This is a genomic window from Acinetobacter sp. PFS20 (genome assembly GCF_052261015.1).
GTDB lineage: Bacteria > Pseudomonadota > Gammaproteobacteria > Pseudomonadales > Moraxellaceae > Acinetobacter.
Window position 1 is genome coordinate 954,821 of sequence record NZ_JBPVZE010000001.1, and the last position, 17,333, is coordinate 972,153.

The following is a 17,333-nucleotide window of genomic DNA, read 5'->3' on the forward strand; positions in this document are numbered from 1 at the left end:
ATTCGGGCTTTTTGTTTATGTATGAATTAAAACTTCCACTGTGCCGAAATTGAGGCGTTTAGTGGTTCACCCGGTTGAATCCATAAATCGCTATAGCTTGAAACATAGTAAGTTTTATCAAACAGGTTGTTCACATTGAGCTGATAGCGTAAACGGTCAGATGGGGCATAGTAGCCATTTAAATTGACCAATGTATAACTCGGTAAATTAAAGCCATTATCAAGGTTATGTCCGCTGCGTTCACCTACATAGGTAAGGTTAGCACCTACGCCCGCTTTTCGTGGACCTTCTTGTAGAAACTCATAGTTAGTACTTACAGCGCCTTGGTGTTTTGGAACATTGCTTAGACGAGCGCCTTTTGCCAAGTCTTGGTCTTTTTCAATTTGAGCATCGGTATAACTATAGTTGGCATTGACGAACCAGCGGTCATTGATTTGGCTATTTAAATCAAACTCAATCCCTTTACTACTCACTTCACCTGCTGCGGTTTGAAAGTTACTATCGATTGGGTCTGTCGTGAGTACATTTCGTTTTTTCATTTTAAACAAAGCGAGACTCAGCACACTTTGATCATTCATTTTATATTTGGTGCCGATCTCATAGCTTTCACCTTTTTCAGGAGCAAAAGTCTGACCATTTCGGTTCATACCACTATTCATCGCAAATGAGCGGCCATAATTGGTATAAAACGCCCATTGGTCAGAGGCTTTAAAATTTACTCCGAAACGTGGACTATTCTGGTGAAGCGTTTGGTTGCTTTCAGTCTGAGTCAGGTGATTTTTAAAGTCTTGTTCGACTTGATCAAAACGGTTACCAAATAGCACACTCCATTGATCATTGAAAAAGATCTGGTCTTGTACATTCAGTGCAAAATAGCGCTGGCGCTCTTTAGTATTGGTAAAAGGGTCGAGGTTGGGTAAATATTTGCCGTATTCAGGTTGGTAGATATCAATTGTGTTTGTTGAGCTTGTACTGTGATTGCGACGAAGCTGGTTTTGCTTATAGTCGAGTTGACCAAGTTCAGTTGAAAGTAAAATTTCATGGCGAGCCCACGAACTATCAAACTTGCCAAGTAACTCTGTCTGAGCTAGAACATCTTCACTTGTATAATCACGATAGCGACGTTGACGCTCTAAAGTACGTCCATCGGCTTGCATACGGCGAGGTTCGGTTGCAAAGCCGACCATATTGGCATCTTTATAGCTGACAGCACTATTTAGCTTCCAGTCCGGGTTAAATTCGTGACTCAGACGTAATTGGTAAAAGTAATCTTTTATTTTCAAATCGCCGTCGTCAGGTTCACCTGTAAAGGTTTTCGGGTCCATCACAAACTCATGATTGACTGTGCTGACACCACGGTCAAAGGTTCCTTTATGCTCTGTAAATTCACTGTCAAAGTCGAGTTGTGTCTGGTCTGAAATTTTCCATGTGAGCTGTGGTGAAAAGAACCAACGTTGACTACTGACATGATCACGGAAGCTTTGATTATCTTCATGGGCAACCGCTAATCGATAGGCCAGTTCATCGTTAATAGGGGCGGTATGCTCTAGGCTTATTCGATATTGTTCTTGAGTATTGGCACGTAGGTTAACTTCACTTTCGCTTTCCCACTGTGGTTTTTTACTGTTGAGGTTAAGCAAACCACCTGTTTCGCCGCGGCCATATAAAGCCGCCATAGGCCCTTTTAAAAATTCTAAAGATTCAATGTTCACTACATCTTTTGGAGCGCTAATCCCTCGGTTGACACTCAAACCGTTACGGATCATAGAGGCACCTAAATTGGGATCGGTACTAAAACCACGGAAAGAGTAATTATCCCAAAAGCCGCCACCAAAACTATTTTGATGAAAGACTCCACTCACTAAAGTCAATGCATCATCAATCCGTCGAACGTCTTGTTGTTCCATCATTTGTTTTGAAACATAAGCACGATTAAAAGGGACATCTAAAACATCGTGAGTAAATTTAGTCGCCGAGCTATTTTGGCTCACACCTTCTTGAGTATTTTCAGCCTGAATTCGTATGGTTTCAAGTACCGTTGACGTTTCTTCTGCCCAAGTGAATGTCGATATAAATGATAGACCCAACGAAGACAACAATCCTAATTTGTGTTGCATAAATAATCAGCCATGAAAGACAAAAGAACTATAATGTAATAGTATAACGTTACATTATTTTATTGATTAACGCTATGCCTATAGAAAAAAATATTGAACGTTTACAGTCGATTGATGCATTGCGTGGTTTGGTTATCATCATTATGTTGCTCGACCATGTAAGGGAAACTTTCTATTTACACAAACAAGTTATCGATCCAATGGACGTAACAGTAACAGAACCGGCTTTATTTGGCAGTCGATTATTGGCACATATTTGCGCTCCGGTTTTTGTACTTTTAACAGGAATTTCCGCTTTTTTATTTCAATCAAAAAAACAAGATTTACAGCAAACGCGTGCTTTTCTATTAAAACGTGGCTTATTTTTGATTGTGCTAGAACTTACGCTTGTGAACTTTGCTTGGACAGCGACTTTTCCACCCGAAGTCATTTATTTACAGGTAATTTGGGCGATTGGTATTAGCATGGTGGTGTTGGCTTGCTGTGTGAGTTTACCATTGCCAATTCTTGCAGGTATAGCGTTGGTCATTATTTTTGGACACAACCTACTAGATTCTGTGCACTTCTCACAAGGCATCCTACAGAATATATGGTTCGTTTTACATGAACGTGGCTGGCTTGAATTTGCGGGTATCAAGCTTCGTACAAGCTATCCTATTTTACCTTGGATAGGGGTGATTTTATTAGGCTACGTTTTAGGTCAGTTCTTTAGTTCAAAATATACAGCAAAGCAAAGAAGACGCACTTTACTCAGCCTTGGTTTAGCAAGTATTGGGCTATTTGTTTTATTGCGTTTTATCAACGTCTATGGGGACCAGCCATGGCAGCATTTTGAGTCATTACAACTGAGCCTTATGAGCTTTTTTAATCTCACCAAGTATCCACCATCTTTACTGTTTATTTTACTGAATGTTGGAATTGGCTTGCTTGTGCTCGTTGCTTTTGAATGTATGCAGCAATACTCATTTTTAAAACCATTGGTGGTATTTGGCTCGGTGCCGATGTTCTTCTATTTATTGCATTTATATGTGCTGAAACTGATCTATGTGTTTGCACTCAGTCTATGGGGAGCTAATTATGGAAATTATTTGTCGGTGAGCCATGTGTGGATGCTGTGGTTAATCACAATTGTGCTGTCTTTTGCACTCTATCCAGCGGTTAAGTGGTTCTCGAAGTTCAAACATCAAAACAAACATATTTCGATTTTAAAATATTTCTAATGTTCAAAATGTGAGTAAAGCGAGTTCAATAATGCTCGCTTTACTTGCTTACATCTAGATATAGAGTTTCTTTTACTTCTTCCATGACCACATAGCTGTGTGACGATGCCGAAGCGGGGAGTTTCTTTAATAGATCTCCTAATAAGCGGCGGTATGCGCTCATTTCTTTTAAACGCGCTTTTACAAGGTAGTCAAATTCACCTGAAATAAGGTGACATTCAAGTACTTCAGGAATCTCAACTAAGTCTCTAGCGACTTGATCAAATACATCGCCTGATTTGGCAGATAACTTAATTTCTAAAAAGACGAGAAGATTACGGTCTACGTAAGCTGGGTTTAGACGGGCGTAATAACCCATGATAATGCCATCGCGCTCAAGGCGTTTTACACGCTCTGAACAGGGGGTGGTAGAGAGGTTGACTCTCGATGCCAATTCACTAATCGCAATTCGTCCTTCGCGCTGCAAAATGTCCAGAATCATGCGATCTATACGATCTAAGGGGCGCATAGATATTTCCTCTTTTTTTAAAATTCTCGCGAGAAAAACATAAATTTACCTAGATTATACCCTGAAAAACAGTGAAATAAACTATTGAAGCAGAAATATACTAGTTAAATAAACTGGTGTGCGTGAGGGAATGGAAATGCGCGTAATTGTATTAGGTAGCGGCGTTATCGGAGTGGCAAGTGCCTATTATCTAGCTCAACAAGGAGCTGAGGTCACTGTTCTTGACCGTCAGGCAGGCCCTGCTGAAGAAACAAGCTTTGGTAATGCAGGTCAAATTTCGCCAGGGTATTCGACCCCTTGGGCAGCACCAGGAATTCCTTTTAAAGCTGTGAAGTGGATGTTCCAACATCACGCACCGCTTGCGATTAATTTAGATGGCAGCATGTGGCAGTTACAGTGGATGGCGCAAATGCTAAAAAACTGTAATCCACAAAGTTATGCAGTCAACAAAGAACGTATGATGCGCGTGGCTGAGTACAGCCGTGATTGCTTACGTGAACTTAGAAAAGATACTGGTATTAATTACGAAAACCGCGCTAAAGGTACTTTGCAGTTATTTCGTAAAGAAGCACAAATGGAAGCGGTTCAACGCGACATTAGCGTGCTACAAGAGTGCGGCGTAAGTTACGAATTATTAAATGCCAACGAACTTGGTCGTGTAGAACCAGCTTTGGCAAATGCGCAAGATAAACTTGTTGGTGGTTTACATTTACCAAATGACGAGACAGGTGACTGTTATTTATTTACCAATGCTTTAGCTCAAATTGCCAAAGAATTGGGTGTTAACTTCCAGTTCAACCAAAACGTAGAAAAATTGATTGTAGAAGGCGATGAAATTAAGGGCGTTCAGGTCAATGGTAAAGTCTTAACCGCAGATCGTTATGTTCTAGCGTTTGGGAGTTATTCACGTGATTTCTTGAAACCACTCGATCTACAGTTGCCTGTATATCCGGTGAAAGGCTACTCGTTGACGATTCCTATTGTTGACCCTGCTTTTGCTCCTCAATCTACAGTGCTTGATGAAACCTACAAAATTGCGATTACTCGTTTTGACCAACGTATTCGCGTTGGTGGGATGGCTGAGTTAAGTGGCTTCAATTTAGGTCTGAACGAAGACCGCCGTGCAACCTTGCAAATGGTGACTCAGGACTTGTTCCCGGGCGGCGATATGGCACAGGCATCTTTCTGGACTGGTTTACGTCCAATGACGCCAGACAGTACCCCAATTATTGGTGCGACCCGCTTCAAAAATCTGTTCTTGAATACAGGTCACGGTACTTTAGGTTGGACGATGGCGTGTGGTTCAGGAAAATTAATCAGTGACATCGTATTGAATCATAAGACTGAAATCAGTACAGATGGTCTTTCAATTCAGCGCTATTCACACGCGCATGCTGCATAAAAGACGTTAGGAAATTAATCATGCCTCGTCCTATTACCGCAGTTATCCACCGTCAAGCCTTACAAAATAACTTGTCGGTGGTACGCAAGGCTATGCCAAACAGTAAGGTCTTTGCTGTTGTAAAAGCCAATGCTTATGGACACGGAATTGAACGTGTCTATGAAGCATTTAAAGCAGCAGATGGCTTTGCCTTACTTGATCTTGATGAAGCAAAACGAATTCGTGCTCTAGGTTGGACAGGTCCAATTTTGTTGCTCGAAGGGATTTTTTCTCCACAAGATTTATTTGATTGTGTGCAGTATCAACTCAGTTTCACCATTCATAGTGAAGAGCAGATTGAGTGGGTTCAAAAGCATCCTTATGCGGCTCAATTTGATGTTTGCCTAAAAATGAACAGTGGTATGAACCGTCTTGGTTTTAAACCACAACACTATGTTCAGGCATGGGAACGTTTAAATAACTTGGCGAACGTGTCCAAGATTACGCACATGATGCATTTTTCAGATGCAGATGGCGATCGTTTCGGTCAGCAAGGCATTGATTATCAAATCACTGCATTTGAAGAAATTATTAAAGATTTACCGGGTGAAAGGTCGGTAAGTAATAGCGCGGCAATTCTGCGCTATCAAGACCAGCTCAAATCAGATTATGCACGTAGCGGCATTATGCTCTATGGCAGCTCGCCAGACTACCCGACGCATAGTATTGCGGACTGGGGCTTACAACCGACCATGAGCTTACGCAGTGAAATTATTTCCGTTCAGCATTTAGAACCGAATGAAAGCGTAGGTTATGGCTCAAACTTTGTCGCAGAGCAGCCCATAACGATTGGGATTGTCGCTTGTGGCTATGCCGATGGTTATCAGCGTATTTCACCAACAGGTACTCCGGTTTTAGTGGACTCTGTCCTCACTCGTACAATTGGCCGCGTCAGCATGGATATGTTGGCAGTCGATTTAACAGGCATTGAAAGTGCCAAAGTCGGCAGTGAAGTGGTGCTTTGGGGCCAATCAAGTACAGGGGTCGTTTTACCTATTGATGATGTCGCAGTTTCATCCGGTACGGTGGGCTATGAACTGATGTGTGCTGTCACCGCCCGTGTTCAATTTATTAATCAGGTATAAGGAAATCCGAATGTCTAATTCAGATATACAAAAGATTAACACTAACGAAGTCATGAGCGCCGTGACTGTTTTTAACAAAGTGGTTTATCTGTCAGGTCAGGTACCTAAAAATACCGAGCAAGACGTGGCAGGCCAAACTCGTGAAATTCTTGCAACGATTGATGAACTTTTGGCATTAGCCGATACCGATAAATCTCGCTTGCTCTCTGCACAGCTCTATTTGAAAAATCTTTCTGACTTTTCAACCGTAAATGCAATTTGGGTTGACTGGTTAAAAGGGTGTGTTGCTCCATCGCGTGCCACAATTCAGGCCGATTTGGTCAATCCAGATTGGTTAATTGAAATTGCCGTGACGGCAGCACAAAAGTAATTCGTTTTTACTCCAAAAATGATGATGTATCTAACAGAAGGAAGATAGATACGGTTTATCCAGTCATTTTTGGTGAACAGATTCAGTGACCTATGGCATACGGTTCGATTTTCGCCATAGGTTGCTGATCTTAACAAAGGAATTCAAAAAGGAATTTTAATATGACAACGGCTCGTCATTCAGATACGGAAAATTCTCCTGATCATCTGCAACGAAAACTGTCTAACCGTCATTTACAACTGATTGCAATTGGCGGTGCAATTGGAACCGGCCTATTTATGGGTTCGGGCAAAACTATCTCCCTCGCAGGTCCTTCAATTCTTTTAATCTATATGATTATTGGAGGCATGTTCTTTTTCTTAATGCGTGCAATGGGCGAGTTGCTTCTTGCAAATCTGCATTACAAATCTTTTGTTGATATGGCTCATGACCTGATCGGTCCTTGGGCTGGTTATTATTTGGGCTGGACCTATTGGTTAGGCTGGGTGCTGGTGGGTATTGCGGACCTTTCAGCGGTCATTAACTATTTGAGCTTCTGGTTGCCAGATGGGACAAGCTTCTCACCAATAGAGCAGGCCATGATTAGCGCAGGCTGTGTGTTGTTTGTGATGGGTCTTAACCTACTGACAGTACGCCTATTTGGTGAAATTGAATTCTGGTTTGCACTCATTAAGATTTTGGCCATTATTGGCTTGATCGGAGTGGGGGGCTACATGATTTTCAGCCATTTCCAAGCTCCGCAAGGCGCTGTTGCAAGCATTAGTAATGTTTGGTCGCATGGCGGTTTATTCCCGAAAGGTACAGAAGGCTTCTTGGCAGGATTCCAGATTGCTGTGTTTGCTTTTGTCGGGGTTGAACTAGTTGGTACAACGGCTGCTGAAACCAAAGATCCAGAGAAGAATTTACCGAAAGCAATTAACGCGATTCCGGTACGTATTATTTTGTTCTATGTGCTAGCACTCTTTATTGTGATGTCAGTAACGCCTTGGGACCATATTCGTGCGGACAAAAGTCCGTTTGTTGAGTTGTTCTTAAATGCGGGTATTCCTGTCTCAGCCATCATCATGAACTTGGTGGTGCTATCTTCGGTGATGTCTTCAATGAACAGCGGTGTGTTTTCAACCAGTCGTATGCTGTTCGGTTTATCTAAAGACGGTCAGGCTCCGGGTGCATTTGGTCGTTTATCAAAACGTGCCGTACCTTCAAATGGTTTGATTTTCTCATGTATTTTCATTATGGGCGGGGCAGTCCTTCAGTACTTTGTTCCAAACACCATGGAAGCATTTACTTTGGCAAGTTCACTCTGTGTGATTCTATTCATTAGTGTGTGGAGTCTCATTATGGTGTGCTATTTACGCTATCGTAAATTACGTCCTGAATTACATGAAAAATCGACTTTCAAAATGCCGGGTGGCATTTGGATGAGTTATATCGTTTTGGCATTTATGCTTTTCACTTTAGTCATCTTGGCACTTGAGCCAGATACATTAAAAGCACTCTATGTCAGTCCAGTATGGTTAGTTATCTTAGGTGTTACCTATCATGTGTTGTATAAACCACGCATGAAAAAACTAGGACGTGAACTCGTCAACGATCATTAAGTTTTATTAAAAAGCCAATCAATCATGATTGGCTTTTTTTATTTTTATTGGATTTTTTATCGGAATAATATTGTTTATTTTTAAATCATCAGTGCAAATTGGAGGCTGTTGGCAAAGTACATATAGCATTATCACATGCTAAACTTTGGCTAATCTGGAGTACCCAGATCGATTAATTAAAATTGCCGTGAAGGCAGTACATAAATAATGTGACTTAAAAAAACAGGACAAACGATTTATCAATTAAGGAAAAAATATACTTGAACATCTTGTCCTGAGGTATAGACTCAGCAACCCACGATATACGGTTCGTTTTTCTCCCTATAGGTTGCTGATTTTAAGTTAAGCAAAATATAAAAAGGACTTCTAATATGACAATGGTTCATCATCCAGATGAGGCAAGCTCCCCTGATCATTTACAACGGAAATTAAATAATCGTCATCTACAAATGATTGCAATTGGCGGTGCAATTGGAACCGGCTTATTTATGGGCTCGGGCAAAACCATCTCCCTCGCAGGTCCTTCAATCCTCGTGATTTACATGTTAATTGGTGGCATGTTCTTTTTTCTGATGCGTGCATTGGGTGAACTACTGCTCGCCAACTTACATTACAAATCATTTGTCGATATGGCTTATGACTTGATCGGACCATGGGCTGGTTATTATATAGGTTGGACCTATTGGTTAGGCTGGGTACTGGTCGGTATTGCAGATTTATCTGCGGTCATTAACTATTTAAGTTTCTGGCTGCCCGAAGGCGCCAGTTTCTCACCAACACAACAAGCCATGATTAGTGCAGGCTGTGTACTATTCATTTTAGGGCTTAACCTGCTTACGGTGAAGTTGTTTGGTGAAGTTGAATTCTGGTTCGCACTCATTAAGATTTTGGCCATTATTGGCTTGATTGGAGTCGGTGGTTACATGATCCTCACTCATTTTCAAGCTCCGCATGGTGAGGTTGTGAGTGTAAGTAATGTGTGGTCGCATGGCGGCATATTTCCAAAAGGCGTAAGCGGATTTTTGGCAGGATTCCAGATCGCCGTATTTGCCTTTATTGGTGTTGAGCTAATTGGTACAACAGCCGCTGAAACGAAAGATCCAGAGAAAAATTTACCGAAGGCAATTAACGCGATTCCTGTACGTATTATTTTGTTCTATGTACTAGCACTCTTTGTGGTGATGTCAGTAACACCTTGGGATCACATTCGTGCAGATAAAAGTCCGTTTGTTGAGTTGTTCTTAAATGCGGGTATTCCTGTTTCAGCCATCATCATGAACTTGGTGGTACTGTCTTCAGTGATGTCTTCAATGAACAGCGGTGTGTTTTCAACCAGTCGTATGCTGTTCGGTTTATCGAAAGATGGTCAGGCGCCAAGTGCCTTGGGGCGTTTATCAAAACGTGCCGTACCTTCAAATGGTTTAATCTTCTCATGTATTTTCATTATGGGTGGGGCAGTGCTTCAGTACTTTGTTCCAAACACCATGGAAGCATTTACTTTGGCAAGTTCACTCTGTGTGATTCTCTTTATTAGTGTATGGCTTCTGATCATGGCATGCTATTTACGTTACCGTAAGTTGAGTCCAGAGTTACATGCTAAATCGACCTTTAAAATGCCGGGTGGCGTGTTAATGGCGTATGTGGTCATTGTATTTTTCTTGTTCACTTTAGTGATTTTGGCACTAGAGCCAGATACATTAAAAGCACTCTATGTTAGTCCATTATGGCTAGTTGTTTTAGGCGTTAGCTATCATGTGTTTTATAAACCACGCATGAAAAAACTAGGCCAAGAAACTTTTGATTAATTATTATTAATTTCAAAAAAGCCAATCATCCATGATTGGCTTTTTTATTTACACTCTCTAATCAACTAACAAATGCTGATATTTATCGGCTTGCTTACGCAAATAGTCCCAAACTAACTTAATGCGTGGTTCATGTTGTAAATCAACAAAAGTCAGCATCCAGAAGGTATGAGTAAAGCGAACTTGCTGCTCTAAAACGACGTCTAGTTCTGGTTTATCATCTGCTAAAAACTTGGGCAAAATCGCAAGTCCTGCACCAGCACTCACCGCAATTTGTTGGGCCAAAATACTGCTACTACGGAAGTTCGCGTTAAGCTTTAAGGGTAACCGTTCTAAACAGTACAACTCAGGGCTATACACCAGATCATCAATATAGTTCACAAAGCGGTGTTGGGTTAAATCTTCTAAACCACGAATGGGTGGGTTCTGCGCCAGATAGTTTTGGCTGCCATAAATTTTTAAGCAGTAGTCTGATAACCGCGTAATAATGTAGGGCCCAGACGTTGGACGATCAATCGACACCACAATGTCTGCCTCACGGTGTGAGAGTTTAATCATTTTCGGTACTGGAATCAGATCGATGGTGAGCAGTGGATATTGAATAGAGAACTCAGCCAGTAAACGGGCTAAAAACGCAGTGCCAAAACCTTCAGGTGTGCCAATTCGCACACGACCTTGCAAAGGTTGATGTGGTTTCTCAATTTGTAAGAAAGCTTGTTCCATTTGCTCAACTCGAGGAACAAGTGCCATCCCTTCGAGTGTCAACTCATAACCAGTCGCTTCACGCTTAAACAACGTTGTACCCAAAGCAAGTTCTAGTGCCTGAATCCGTCTAGCTACTGTACTGTGCTCGACACCAATAATCCGCGCAGCGTTGGTCAGCGTTTTAGTCCGAGCTAAAACCAGAAAAAAATGTAGATGATCCCAATCCACTTTCATTTTTGTTGTAATCCTTGTGCATATTTGCACAACAATCGTGCATGAATTTCCGTTGGTGGTCAAAGTTTTCTTTGCTAGTCTCAATTGAAACTGGAATAAAGAAAATACGATCAAGAAGTATTTTCTAATAATTGAACACAATAAAAATATGGCCTACGGAGAGGTTATGAACACAATCCAAAAAATCGAATTGGAAACCGCTAAATTACTCATTAACGGAAATTTTATCGAATCTGAAACACAGGAATGGCAAGACATTGTTAACCCTGCAACTCAGGAAGTGATTGGTCGTGTACCATTTGCAACGGTTCAAGAAGTTGACGCTGCTATTCAAGCTGCACAAGATGCTTTTGCTTCTTGGCGTCAGACCCCAATTCAGGCACGTATGCGCATCATGCTTAAGTTACAAGACTTAATCCGTGCCAACATGAAAGAAATTGCACAAGTACTAACGGCTGAACAAGGCAAAACCTTGGCCGACGCGGAAGGCGATATTCAACGTGGTTTAGAAGTGGTTGAACATGCTTGTTCGATCGGCACTTTGCAAATGGGTGAATATGTTGAAGGTGTTGCGCGTGGTGTAGACACTTATACCTTGCAACAACCTTTGGGTGTCTGTGCGGGTATTACGCCGTTTAACTTCCCTGCCATGATTCCACTTTGGATGTTCCCAATGGCAATCGTTTGCGGAAACACCTTTGTTTTAAAACCATCAGAACAAGACCCGTTATCGACCATGATGCTTGTTGAGCTTGCGATTCAAGCAGGTATTCCGGCAGGTGTGCTGAACGTTGTGCATGGCGGTAAAGAAGTGGTTGACCGTTTGTGTACCCATAAAGATATTAAAGCGATTTCATTTGTGGGTTCAACTGCTGTTGGAACGCATGTTTATAACCTTGCAGGGCAACATGGTAAACGTGTGCAGTCGATGATGGGTGCAAAAAATCATGTGGCTGTTATGCCAGATGCCAATAAAGAGCAAACCTTAAATGCCTTGGTCGGTGCAGCATTTGGTGCAGCGGGACAACGCTGTATGGCATTGTCGGTTGCGGTCATGGTGGGTGAAAGTAAACAGTGGATTCAAGAGTTAGTTGAAAAAGCGAAAACCTTAAAAGTAAACGCAGGCCATGAGCCAAATACTGACATTGGCCCAGTCATTTCAAAACGTGCTAAAGCGCGTGTGCTTGATTTAATTAATAGCGGTGTTGAGCAAGGGGCAGAGTTGCTACTCGATGGCCGTGATGTTCAAGTCCAAGGCTATGAATCGGGCAACTTTGTAGGTGCAACGATTTTTAGCGGCGTAAATACCGACATGCGTATTTATAAAGAAGAAGTCTTTGGCCCTGTACTTTCCATTATTTGTGTAGACACCCTTGATGAAGCGATTGCTCTTATCAATGGCAACCCATTTGGTAACGGTGTAGGTCTATTCACACAAAGTGGCGCGATTGCACGTACTTTCCAAAACTTAATTGATGTTGGCCAAGTCGGTATCAACATTCCAATTCCTGTGCCAGTACCTTTCTTTAGTTTTACCGGTTCAAGAGGTTCAAAACTTGGTGATTTGGGACCATACGGCAAACAAGCTGTTCAGTTCTATACCCAGACCAAAACCATTACCAGTCGCTGGTTTGAAGATAGCCATGAAGTTGGCGGTGTAAATACAACCATTAGTTTACGTTAAGGGGATCACGGATGAATATCGCCTTTATCGGTCTAGGCAATATGGGCGGCAGAATGGCCCATAACCTACTTAAAGCCGGACTCAATGTTTATGGATATGACCTCAGTGAAGTTGCTATTCAGCACTTCGCCGAGGCAGGTGGTGTGTTCTGCGACAGCCCGCAGGCAGCAGCAAAACAAGCTGATGTGGTCATTAGCATGCTGCCTGCAGCCAAGCATGTTAAAGAAGTTTACTTGGGTGAAAATGGTGTATTGGAAGTGCTAAAAGCAGGTAGCTTATGCATTGATAGCAGTACCATTGACCCACAAACCATTAAAGACATTGCTGCTGTTGCGCACAGTAAAAATATTAAAATCTGTGATGCACCAGTTTCAGGTGGAACCATTGGTGCCCAAGCAGGAACCTTAACCTTCATGGTGGGTGCCGATGATCAAACCTTTAACGAAGTGAAATCTGTACTTAGCCACATGGGCAAAAATATTGTTCATTGTGGTGATGTCGGTGCAGGTCAAATTGCCAAAATCTGCAACAACCTGATTTTAGGTATTTCAATGGCTGCTGTTGCCGAAGGTATGGCACTTGGTGTGAAACTCGGCATCGACCCACAAGCATTGGCAGGCGTCATTAACACCTCAAGCGGTCGTTGCTGGAGCTCGGATGTGTGTAACCCATGGCCGCATATTAATGAAAATGCGCCAGCATCTCGAGGCTACCAAGATGGCTTTGCGACTCAGCTGATGCTGAAAGATTTAGGACTCGCTGTAGAGGCCGCGGGCCAAGTCAAACAGCCAGTTGTATTAGGTGGCATGGTGCAGCAGCTCTATCAGCAAATGTGCATGCGCGGGAATGCCAATCTTGATTTTTCGAGCATTATTCAGCAGTACCTGCCACAAGAGGCATAACGGTAAAGCCAAAGGATGGCTTTAAACACATTAAACCCTGTCGTGAATAACAACAAATCCGGACTGAGGGAAAAGATATGATGGATTATCAAAATGCTGCACAGGCTTTCGATTTGGAAAGTACTGCAAAACAGATGTTATCAGGTTCACTTGATGCCTTAAATGCTTGTTATGAATGCTGTGATCGACACGCAGATGGCGACAAAATTGCGCTGTATTGGCAAGGAAAAGACGGACGAAAAGAGCAATATACCTTCCGTGAATTAAAAGAGTGGTCGAGTCAATTTGCTAACTTTTTAAAATCACAAGGTGTGAAAGCGGGTGACCGTATTTCAGGTCTATTACCAAGAACACCTGAACTGATCGTGACCATTTTTGCAGCTTGGCGCATAGGTGCAGTCTATCAACCGCTCTTTACTGCGTTTGGTCCAAAAGCGATTGAGCACCGTATTCAGCTTGCACAAAGTAAGTTGGTAGTGACCGATATGGGCAACCGTAGCAAGCTTGATGAAATTGAAAATTGCCCTGCAATTGTGACTGTCGCCGACGCCCAAGGTACTCCGCTTAAAGCAGGCGATTTTAACTTTTGGAATGAAGTGAAGCAGCAGTCCGATCAATGCGATCTGGTGATGTGTAGCATTCAAGATCCTTTCCTGCTCATGTTTACTTCGGGCACAACAGGTCCTGCAAAACCATTGGAAGTGCCTTTAAAAGCATTGATTGCCTTTGGTCGATATATGCAAGATGCCATTGGTTTAACCGAAGAAGATTCATTTTGGAATATTGCCGATCCGGGTTGGGCGTATGGCCTGTACTACGCGATTACTGGGCCGTTATTCTTGGGCCACGCTACTTTGTTCTATGAAGGTGGTTTCAGCACGGATAGCCTATGCCAAATTGTGAAAGATTATAAAATTAACAACTTGGCAGGTGCACCAACGGCCTACCGCATGATGATGGCAGCTGATCCAGCACAAATGGCGCCGTTAAGAGGGCAGTTCCGTGTAGTGAGCAGCGCAGGCGAGCCGCTTAACCCAGAAGTGATTCGCTGGTTTAAACAAGTGCTTGATGCTCCGATTTATGATCACTATGGGCAAACTGAAGTGGGCATGGTGGTGTGTAATCATCATGGTTTAAAACATGAAATTCATGCTGGTTCAGCAGGTTTCCCAAGTCCGGGCTACCGTGTTGCGATTGTCAATGAACAAGGTGAAGAGCTTCCAGCGGACACCCCAGGAATTTTAGCAGTCGACATTAGCCAGTCTCCAATGATGTGGTTCGGCGGCTATAAAGAAAGCCGAAAATCACCATTTGTTGGTCATTACTACTTAACGGGCGACACTGCCGAGTTACATGCCGATGGCAGCATGAGCTTTGTTGGCCGTAGTGATGATGTAATCACCACATCGGGCTATCGGATTGGGCCATTCGATGTGGAAAGCGCTTTACTCGAACATGATGCAGTGGTTGAGGCTGCAGTGATTGGTGTACCTGACCCAGACCGTACCGAAGTGGTTAAGGCATTTGTAATTTTAGCTACGGATGCTCAACCTTCAGATGCACTTGCTGAACAGCTCAGCCAATTTGTTAAAAGACGACTTTCTGCACATGCGTACCCACGTTTAGTTGAATTTGTGAGTGAATTACCTAAAACTCCAAGTGGTAAAATTCAGCGCTTTTTATTGCGTAATCAAGAAATTGCTAAACAACAAGCTAAAGCAGGGTAAAGGGAATAACAATGCAATTTACCGAAGAACAATTACTCATTCGTGATATGGCGAAAAGTTTCGCCCAAGAACAAATTAAGCCTCATGCCAGCGATTGGGATCGAGACGGGACATTCCCAAAAGAAACTCTATCTCAAATGGGGCAACTCGGTTTTATGGGTATGCTTGTTTCAGAGCAATGGGGCGGTTCAGACACAGGTAACTTAGCCTATGTGCTAGCCCTCGAAGAAGTTGCGGCAGCAGATGGCGCAACCTCAACTATCATGAGCGTACATAACTCAGTTGGTTGTGTGCCTATTTTAAAATTTGGTACAGACGAGCAAAAAGAGCGTTTTTTAAAACCTCTGGCACAAGGTGAAATGATCGGTGCTTTTGCTTTAACCGAGCCACATACGGGGTCAGATGCGGCAGCTCTTAAAACCCGAGCGGTGAAAGATGGCGATGATTACATTTTAAATGGTGCCAAGCAGTTTATTACCTCGGGTGATAATGCAGGCGTCATTATTGTGTTTGCAGTGACTGATCCGAGCGCGGGTAAAAAGGGCATTAGTGCATTTTTAGTCCCACGTGAAACTCCGGGTTATGAAGTGATTCGTGTTGAAGAAAAACTAGGTCTGCATGCTTCAGATACGTGTCAGATCGCGCTGACAGATGTGCGCATTCATAAAAGCCTCATGCTTGGCAAAGAAGGTGAGGGTTTGAAAATCGCTCTTGCCAATTTAGAAGGTGGACGTATTGGTATTGCTGCACAAGCAGTCGGTCTAGCACGTGCGGCGCTCGAAGAAGCGACTCGTTATGCCAAAGAGCGTATTACTTTTGGGAAACCAATTTTTGAGCATCAAACCATCGCGTTTCGCCTTGCCAGCATGGCAACTGAAATTGAAGCAGCGAGACAACTGGTTCACTACGCTGCGCGTTTAAAAGAAGCAGGTCAACCGTGTCTCAACGAAGCTTCAATGGCTAAGTTATTTGCTTCAGAAATGACTGAGCGTGTGTGCTCGAGTGCGCTACAAGTGTTTGGTGGCTATGGCTATCTCAGAGATTTCCCAATTGAACGCATTTATCGTGATGCGCGTATTTGTCAAATTTACGAAGGCACAAGTGATATCCAGCGGTTAGTGATTGCACGTAGTCTATAAAATCAGAACAAGGAATAAATAATGCAGTGGCAAAGTATTTTATTAGAAAAGCGTAATGGGGTTGGACTGATTACATTAAATCGCCCTCAAGCGCTCAATGCTTTAAACAGCGAATTAATTAGTGAAATTAATCAGGCATTAGATCAGCTCGAAAAAGACCGCGAAATTGGTTGCATCGTATTGGCAGGTTCTGAAAAAGCTTTTGCCGCAGGTGCAGACATTAAAGAAATGGCTGATTTAGCATTCCCTGATATTTATTTTGATGACTTTTTCCATCTTGCAGACCGTATTGCACAGCGCCGTAAACCTCTAATTGCAGCAGTGAGTGGCTATGCATTAGGTGGTGGCTGTGAATTGGCGCTTATGTGTGACTTTATTTATTGTGCTGACAACGCCAAGTTTGGTTTGCCTGAAGTGACCTTAGGGGTAATTCCGGGTATTGGTGGCACGCAACGCTTAACCCATGCCATTGGTAAAGCCAAAGCAATGGAAATGTGTTTTACCGCTCGTCAAATGGGCGCTGTAGAAGCAGAGCAAAGTGGTTTAGTCGCACGTGTGTTTAGCAAAGAAGAATTACTTGAACAAACCTTGCAAGCAGCTGAAAAAATTGCGGCACGATCTTTAACTGCAAACATGATGCTCAAAGAAACCATTAACCGAGCTTTTGAAGTGAATCTTACCGAAGGTTTACGTTTTGAAAGACGCATGTTCCATTCAATATTTGCAACATTTGACCAAAAAGAAGGAATGCAGGCATTCGTTGAAAAACGAAAGCCAAATTTTAAAAATCAATAA

General features: G+C 42.6%; 14 protein-coding genes. 11 read left to right on the plus strand and 3 right to left on the minus strand.

Annotated elements, in window-relative coordinates; all coding sequences use genetic code 11:
- Positions 1 to 26: 26 nt before the first annotated feature.
- Positions 27 to 2,117 carry a TonB-dependent receptor gene (locus tag ACS125_RS04545; RefSeq protein WP_443270793.1) on the minus strand — a complete coding sequence of 697 codons (2,091 nt, stop codon included), beginning with the start codon at positions 2,115 to 2,117 and terminating at the stop codon, positions 27 to 29.
- Between the two features lie 74 nt (positions 2,118 to 2,191).
- On the opposite strand from ACS125_RS04545, the gene ACS125_RS04550 reads away from it, so the two are divergent.
- Positions 2,192 to 3,337: a DUF1624 domain-containing protein gene (locus ACS125_RS04550; protein ID WP_443270795.1), complete on the plus strand. Its 1,146-nt coding sequence runs from the start codon at positions 2,192 to 2,194 to the stop codon at positions 3,335 to 3,337.
- Positions 3,338 to 3,377: 40 nt separating this feature from the next.
- Here the strand turns inward: ACS125_RS04550 and ACS125_RS04555 are convergent, their stop codons facing one another.
- Positions 3,378 to 3,845: an Lrp/AsnC ligand binding domain-containing protein gene (locus tag ACS125_RS04555; protein ID WP_001247568.1), complete on the minus strand. Its 468-nt coding sequence runs from the start codon at positions 3,843 to 3,845 to the stop codon at positions 3,378 to 3,380.
- Positions 3,846 to 3,981: 136 nt separating this feature from the next.
- On the opposite strand from ACS125_RS04555, the gene ACS125_RS04560 reads away from it, so the two are divergent.
- From ACS125_RS04560 to ACS125_RS04580, 5 genes are all read left to right on the plus strand, one after another.
- Positions 3,982 to 5,247 carry a D-amino acid dehydrogenase gene (locus ACS125_RS04560; RefSeq protein WP_443270799.1) on the plus strand — a complete coding sequence of 422 codons (1,266 nt, stop codon included), beginning with the start codon at positions 3,982 to 3,984 and terminating at the stop codon, positions 5,245 to 5,247.
- A 20-nt stretch (positions 5,248 to 5,267) separates the two neighbouring features.
- Positions 5,268 to 6,371, plus strand: a complete 1,104-nt coding sequence (gene alr / locus ACS125_RS04565; RefSeq protein ID WP_443270801.1) for an alanine racemase — start codon at positions 5,268 to 5,270, stop codon at positions 6,369 to 6,371.
- 10 nt (positions 6,372 to 6,381) lie between these two features.
- The gene (locus ACS125_RS04570) at positions 6,382 to 6,741 is read left to right on the plus strand and encodes a RidA family protein (RefSeq protein WP_005037543.1); all 360 of its coding nucleotides are present in this window, start codon (positions 6,382 to 6,384) and stop codon (positions 6,739 to 6,741) included.
- 161 nt (positions 6,742 to 6,902) lie between these two features.
- The gene (locus tag ACS125_RS04575) at positions 6,903 to 8,342 is read left to right on the plus strand and encodes an amino acid permease (protein WP_443270803.1); all 1,440 of its coding nucleotides are present in this window, start codon (positions 6,903 to 6,905) and stop codon (positions 8,340 to 8,342) included.
- A 377-nt stretch (positions 8,343 to 8,719) separates the two neighbouring features.
- The gene (locus ACS125_RS04580) at positions 8,720 to 10,147 is read left to right on the plus strand and encodes an amino acid permease (protein ID WP_443273915.1); all 1,428 of its coding nucleotides are present in this window, start codon (positions 8,720 to 8,722) and stop codon (positions 10,145 to 10,147) included.
- A 57-nt stretch (positions 10,148 to 10,204) separates the two neighbouring features.
- Here the strand turns inward: ACS125_RS04580 and ACS125_RS04585 are convergent, their stop codons facing one another.
- Complete coding sequence (locus ACS125_RS04585; RefSeq protein WP_004640467.1) at positions 10,205 to 11,086, minus strand: LysR family transcriptional regulator; 882 nt, start codon at positions 11,084 to 11,086, stop codon at positions 10,205 to 10,207.
- A 166-nt stretch (positions 11,087 to 11,252) separates the two neighbouring features.
- Between ACS125_RS04585 and ACS125_RS04590 the strand changes: the two genes are divergently transcribed.
- The 5 genes from ACS125_RS04590 to ACS125_RS04610 all read left to right on the plus strand — a co-directional run bounded on the left by ACS125_RS04590 (position 11,253) and on the right by ACS125_RS04610 (position 17,333).
- Positions 11,253 to 12,770, plus strand: coding sequence for a CoA-acylating methylmalonate-semialdehyde dehydrogenase (locus ACS125_RS04590; RefSeq protein ID WP_443270806.1), 1,518 nt, complete (start codon positions 11,253 to 11,255; stop codon positions 12,768 to 12,770).
- Positions 12,771 to 12,781: 11 nt separating this feature from the next.
- A complete protein-coding gene (gene mmsB / locus ACS125_RS04595; protein ID WP_443270808.1) occupies positions 12,782 to 13,672 on the plus strand; it encodes a 3-hydroxyisobutyrate dehydrogenase in 891 nt (296 codons plus the stop codon).
- 77 nt (positions 13,673 to 13,749) lie between these two features.
- Complete coding sequence (locus ACS125_RS04600) at positions 13,750 to 15,399, plus strand: AMP-binding protein (RefSeq protein WP_443270810.1); 1,650 nt, start codon at positions 13,750 to 13,752, stop codon at positions 15,397 to 15,399.
- Between the two features lie 11 nt (positions 15,400 to 15,410).
- On the plus strand, positions 15,411 to 16,538 hold the full coding sequence (locus ACS125_RS04605) for an acyl-CoA dehydrogenase family protein (RefSeq protein WP_107882160.1): 1,128 nt from the start codon (positions 15,411 to 15,413) through the stop codon (positions 16,536 to 16,538).
- A gap of 21 nt (positions 16,539 to 16,559) precedes the next feature.
- A complete protein-coding gene (locus tag ACS125_RS04610) occupies positions 16,560 to 17,333 on the plus strand; it encodes an enoyl-CoA hydratase (RefSeq protein WP_005309095.1) in 774 nt (257 codons plus the stop codon).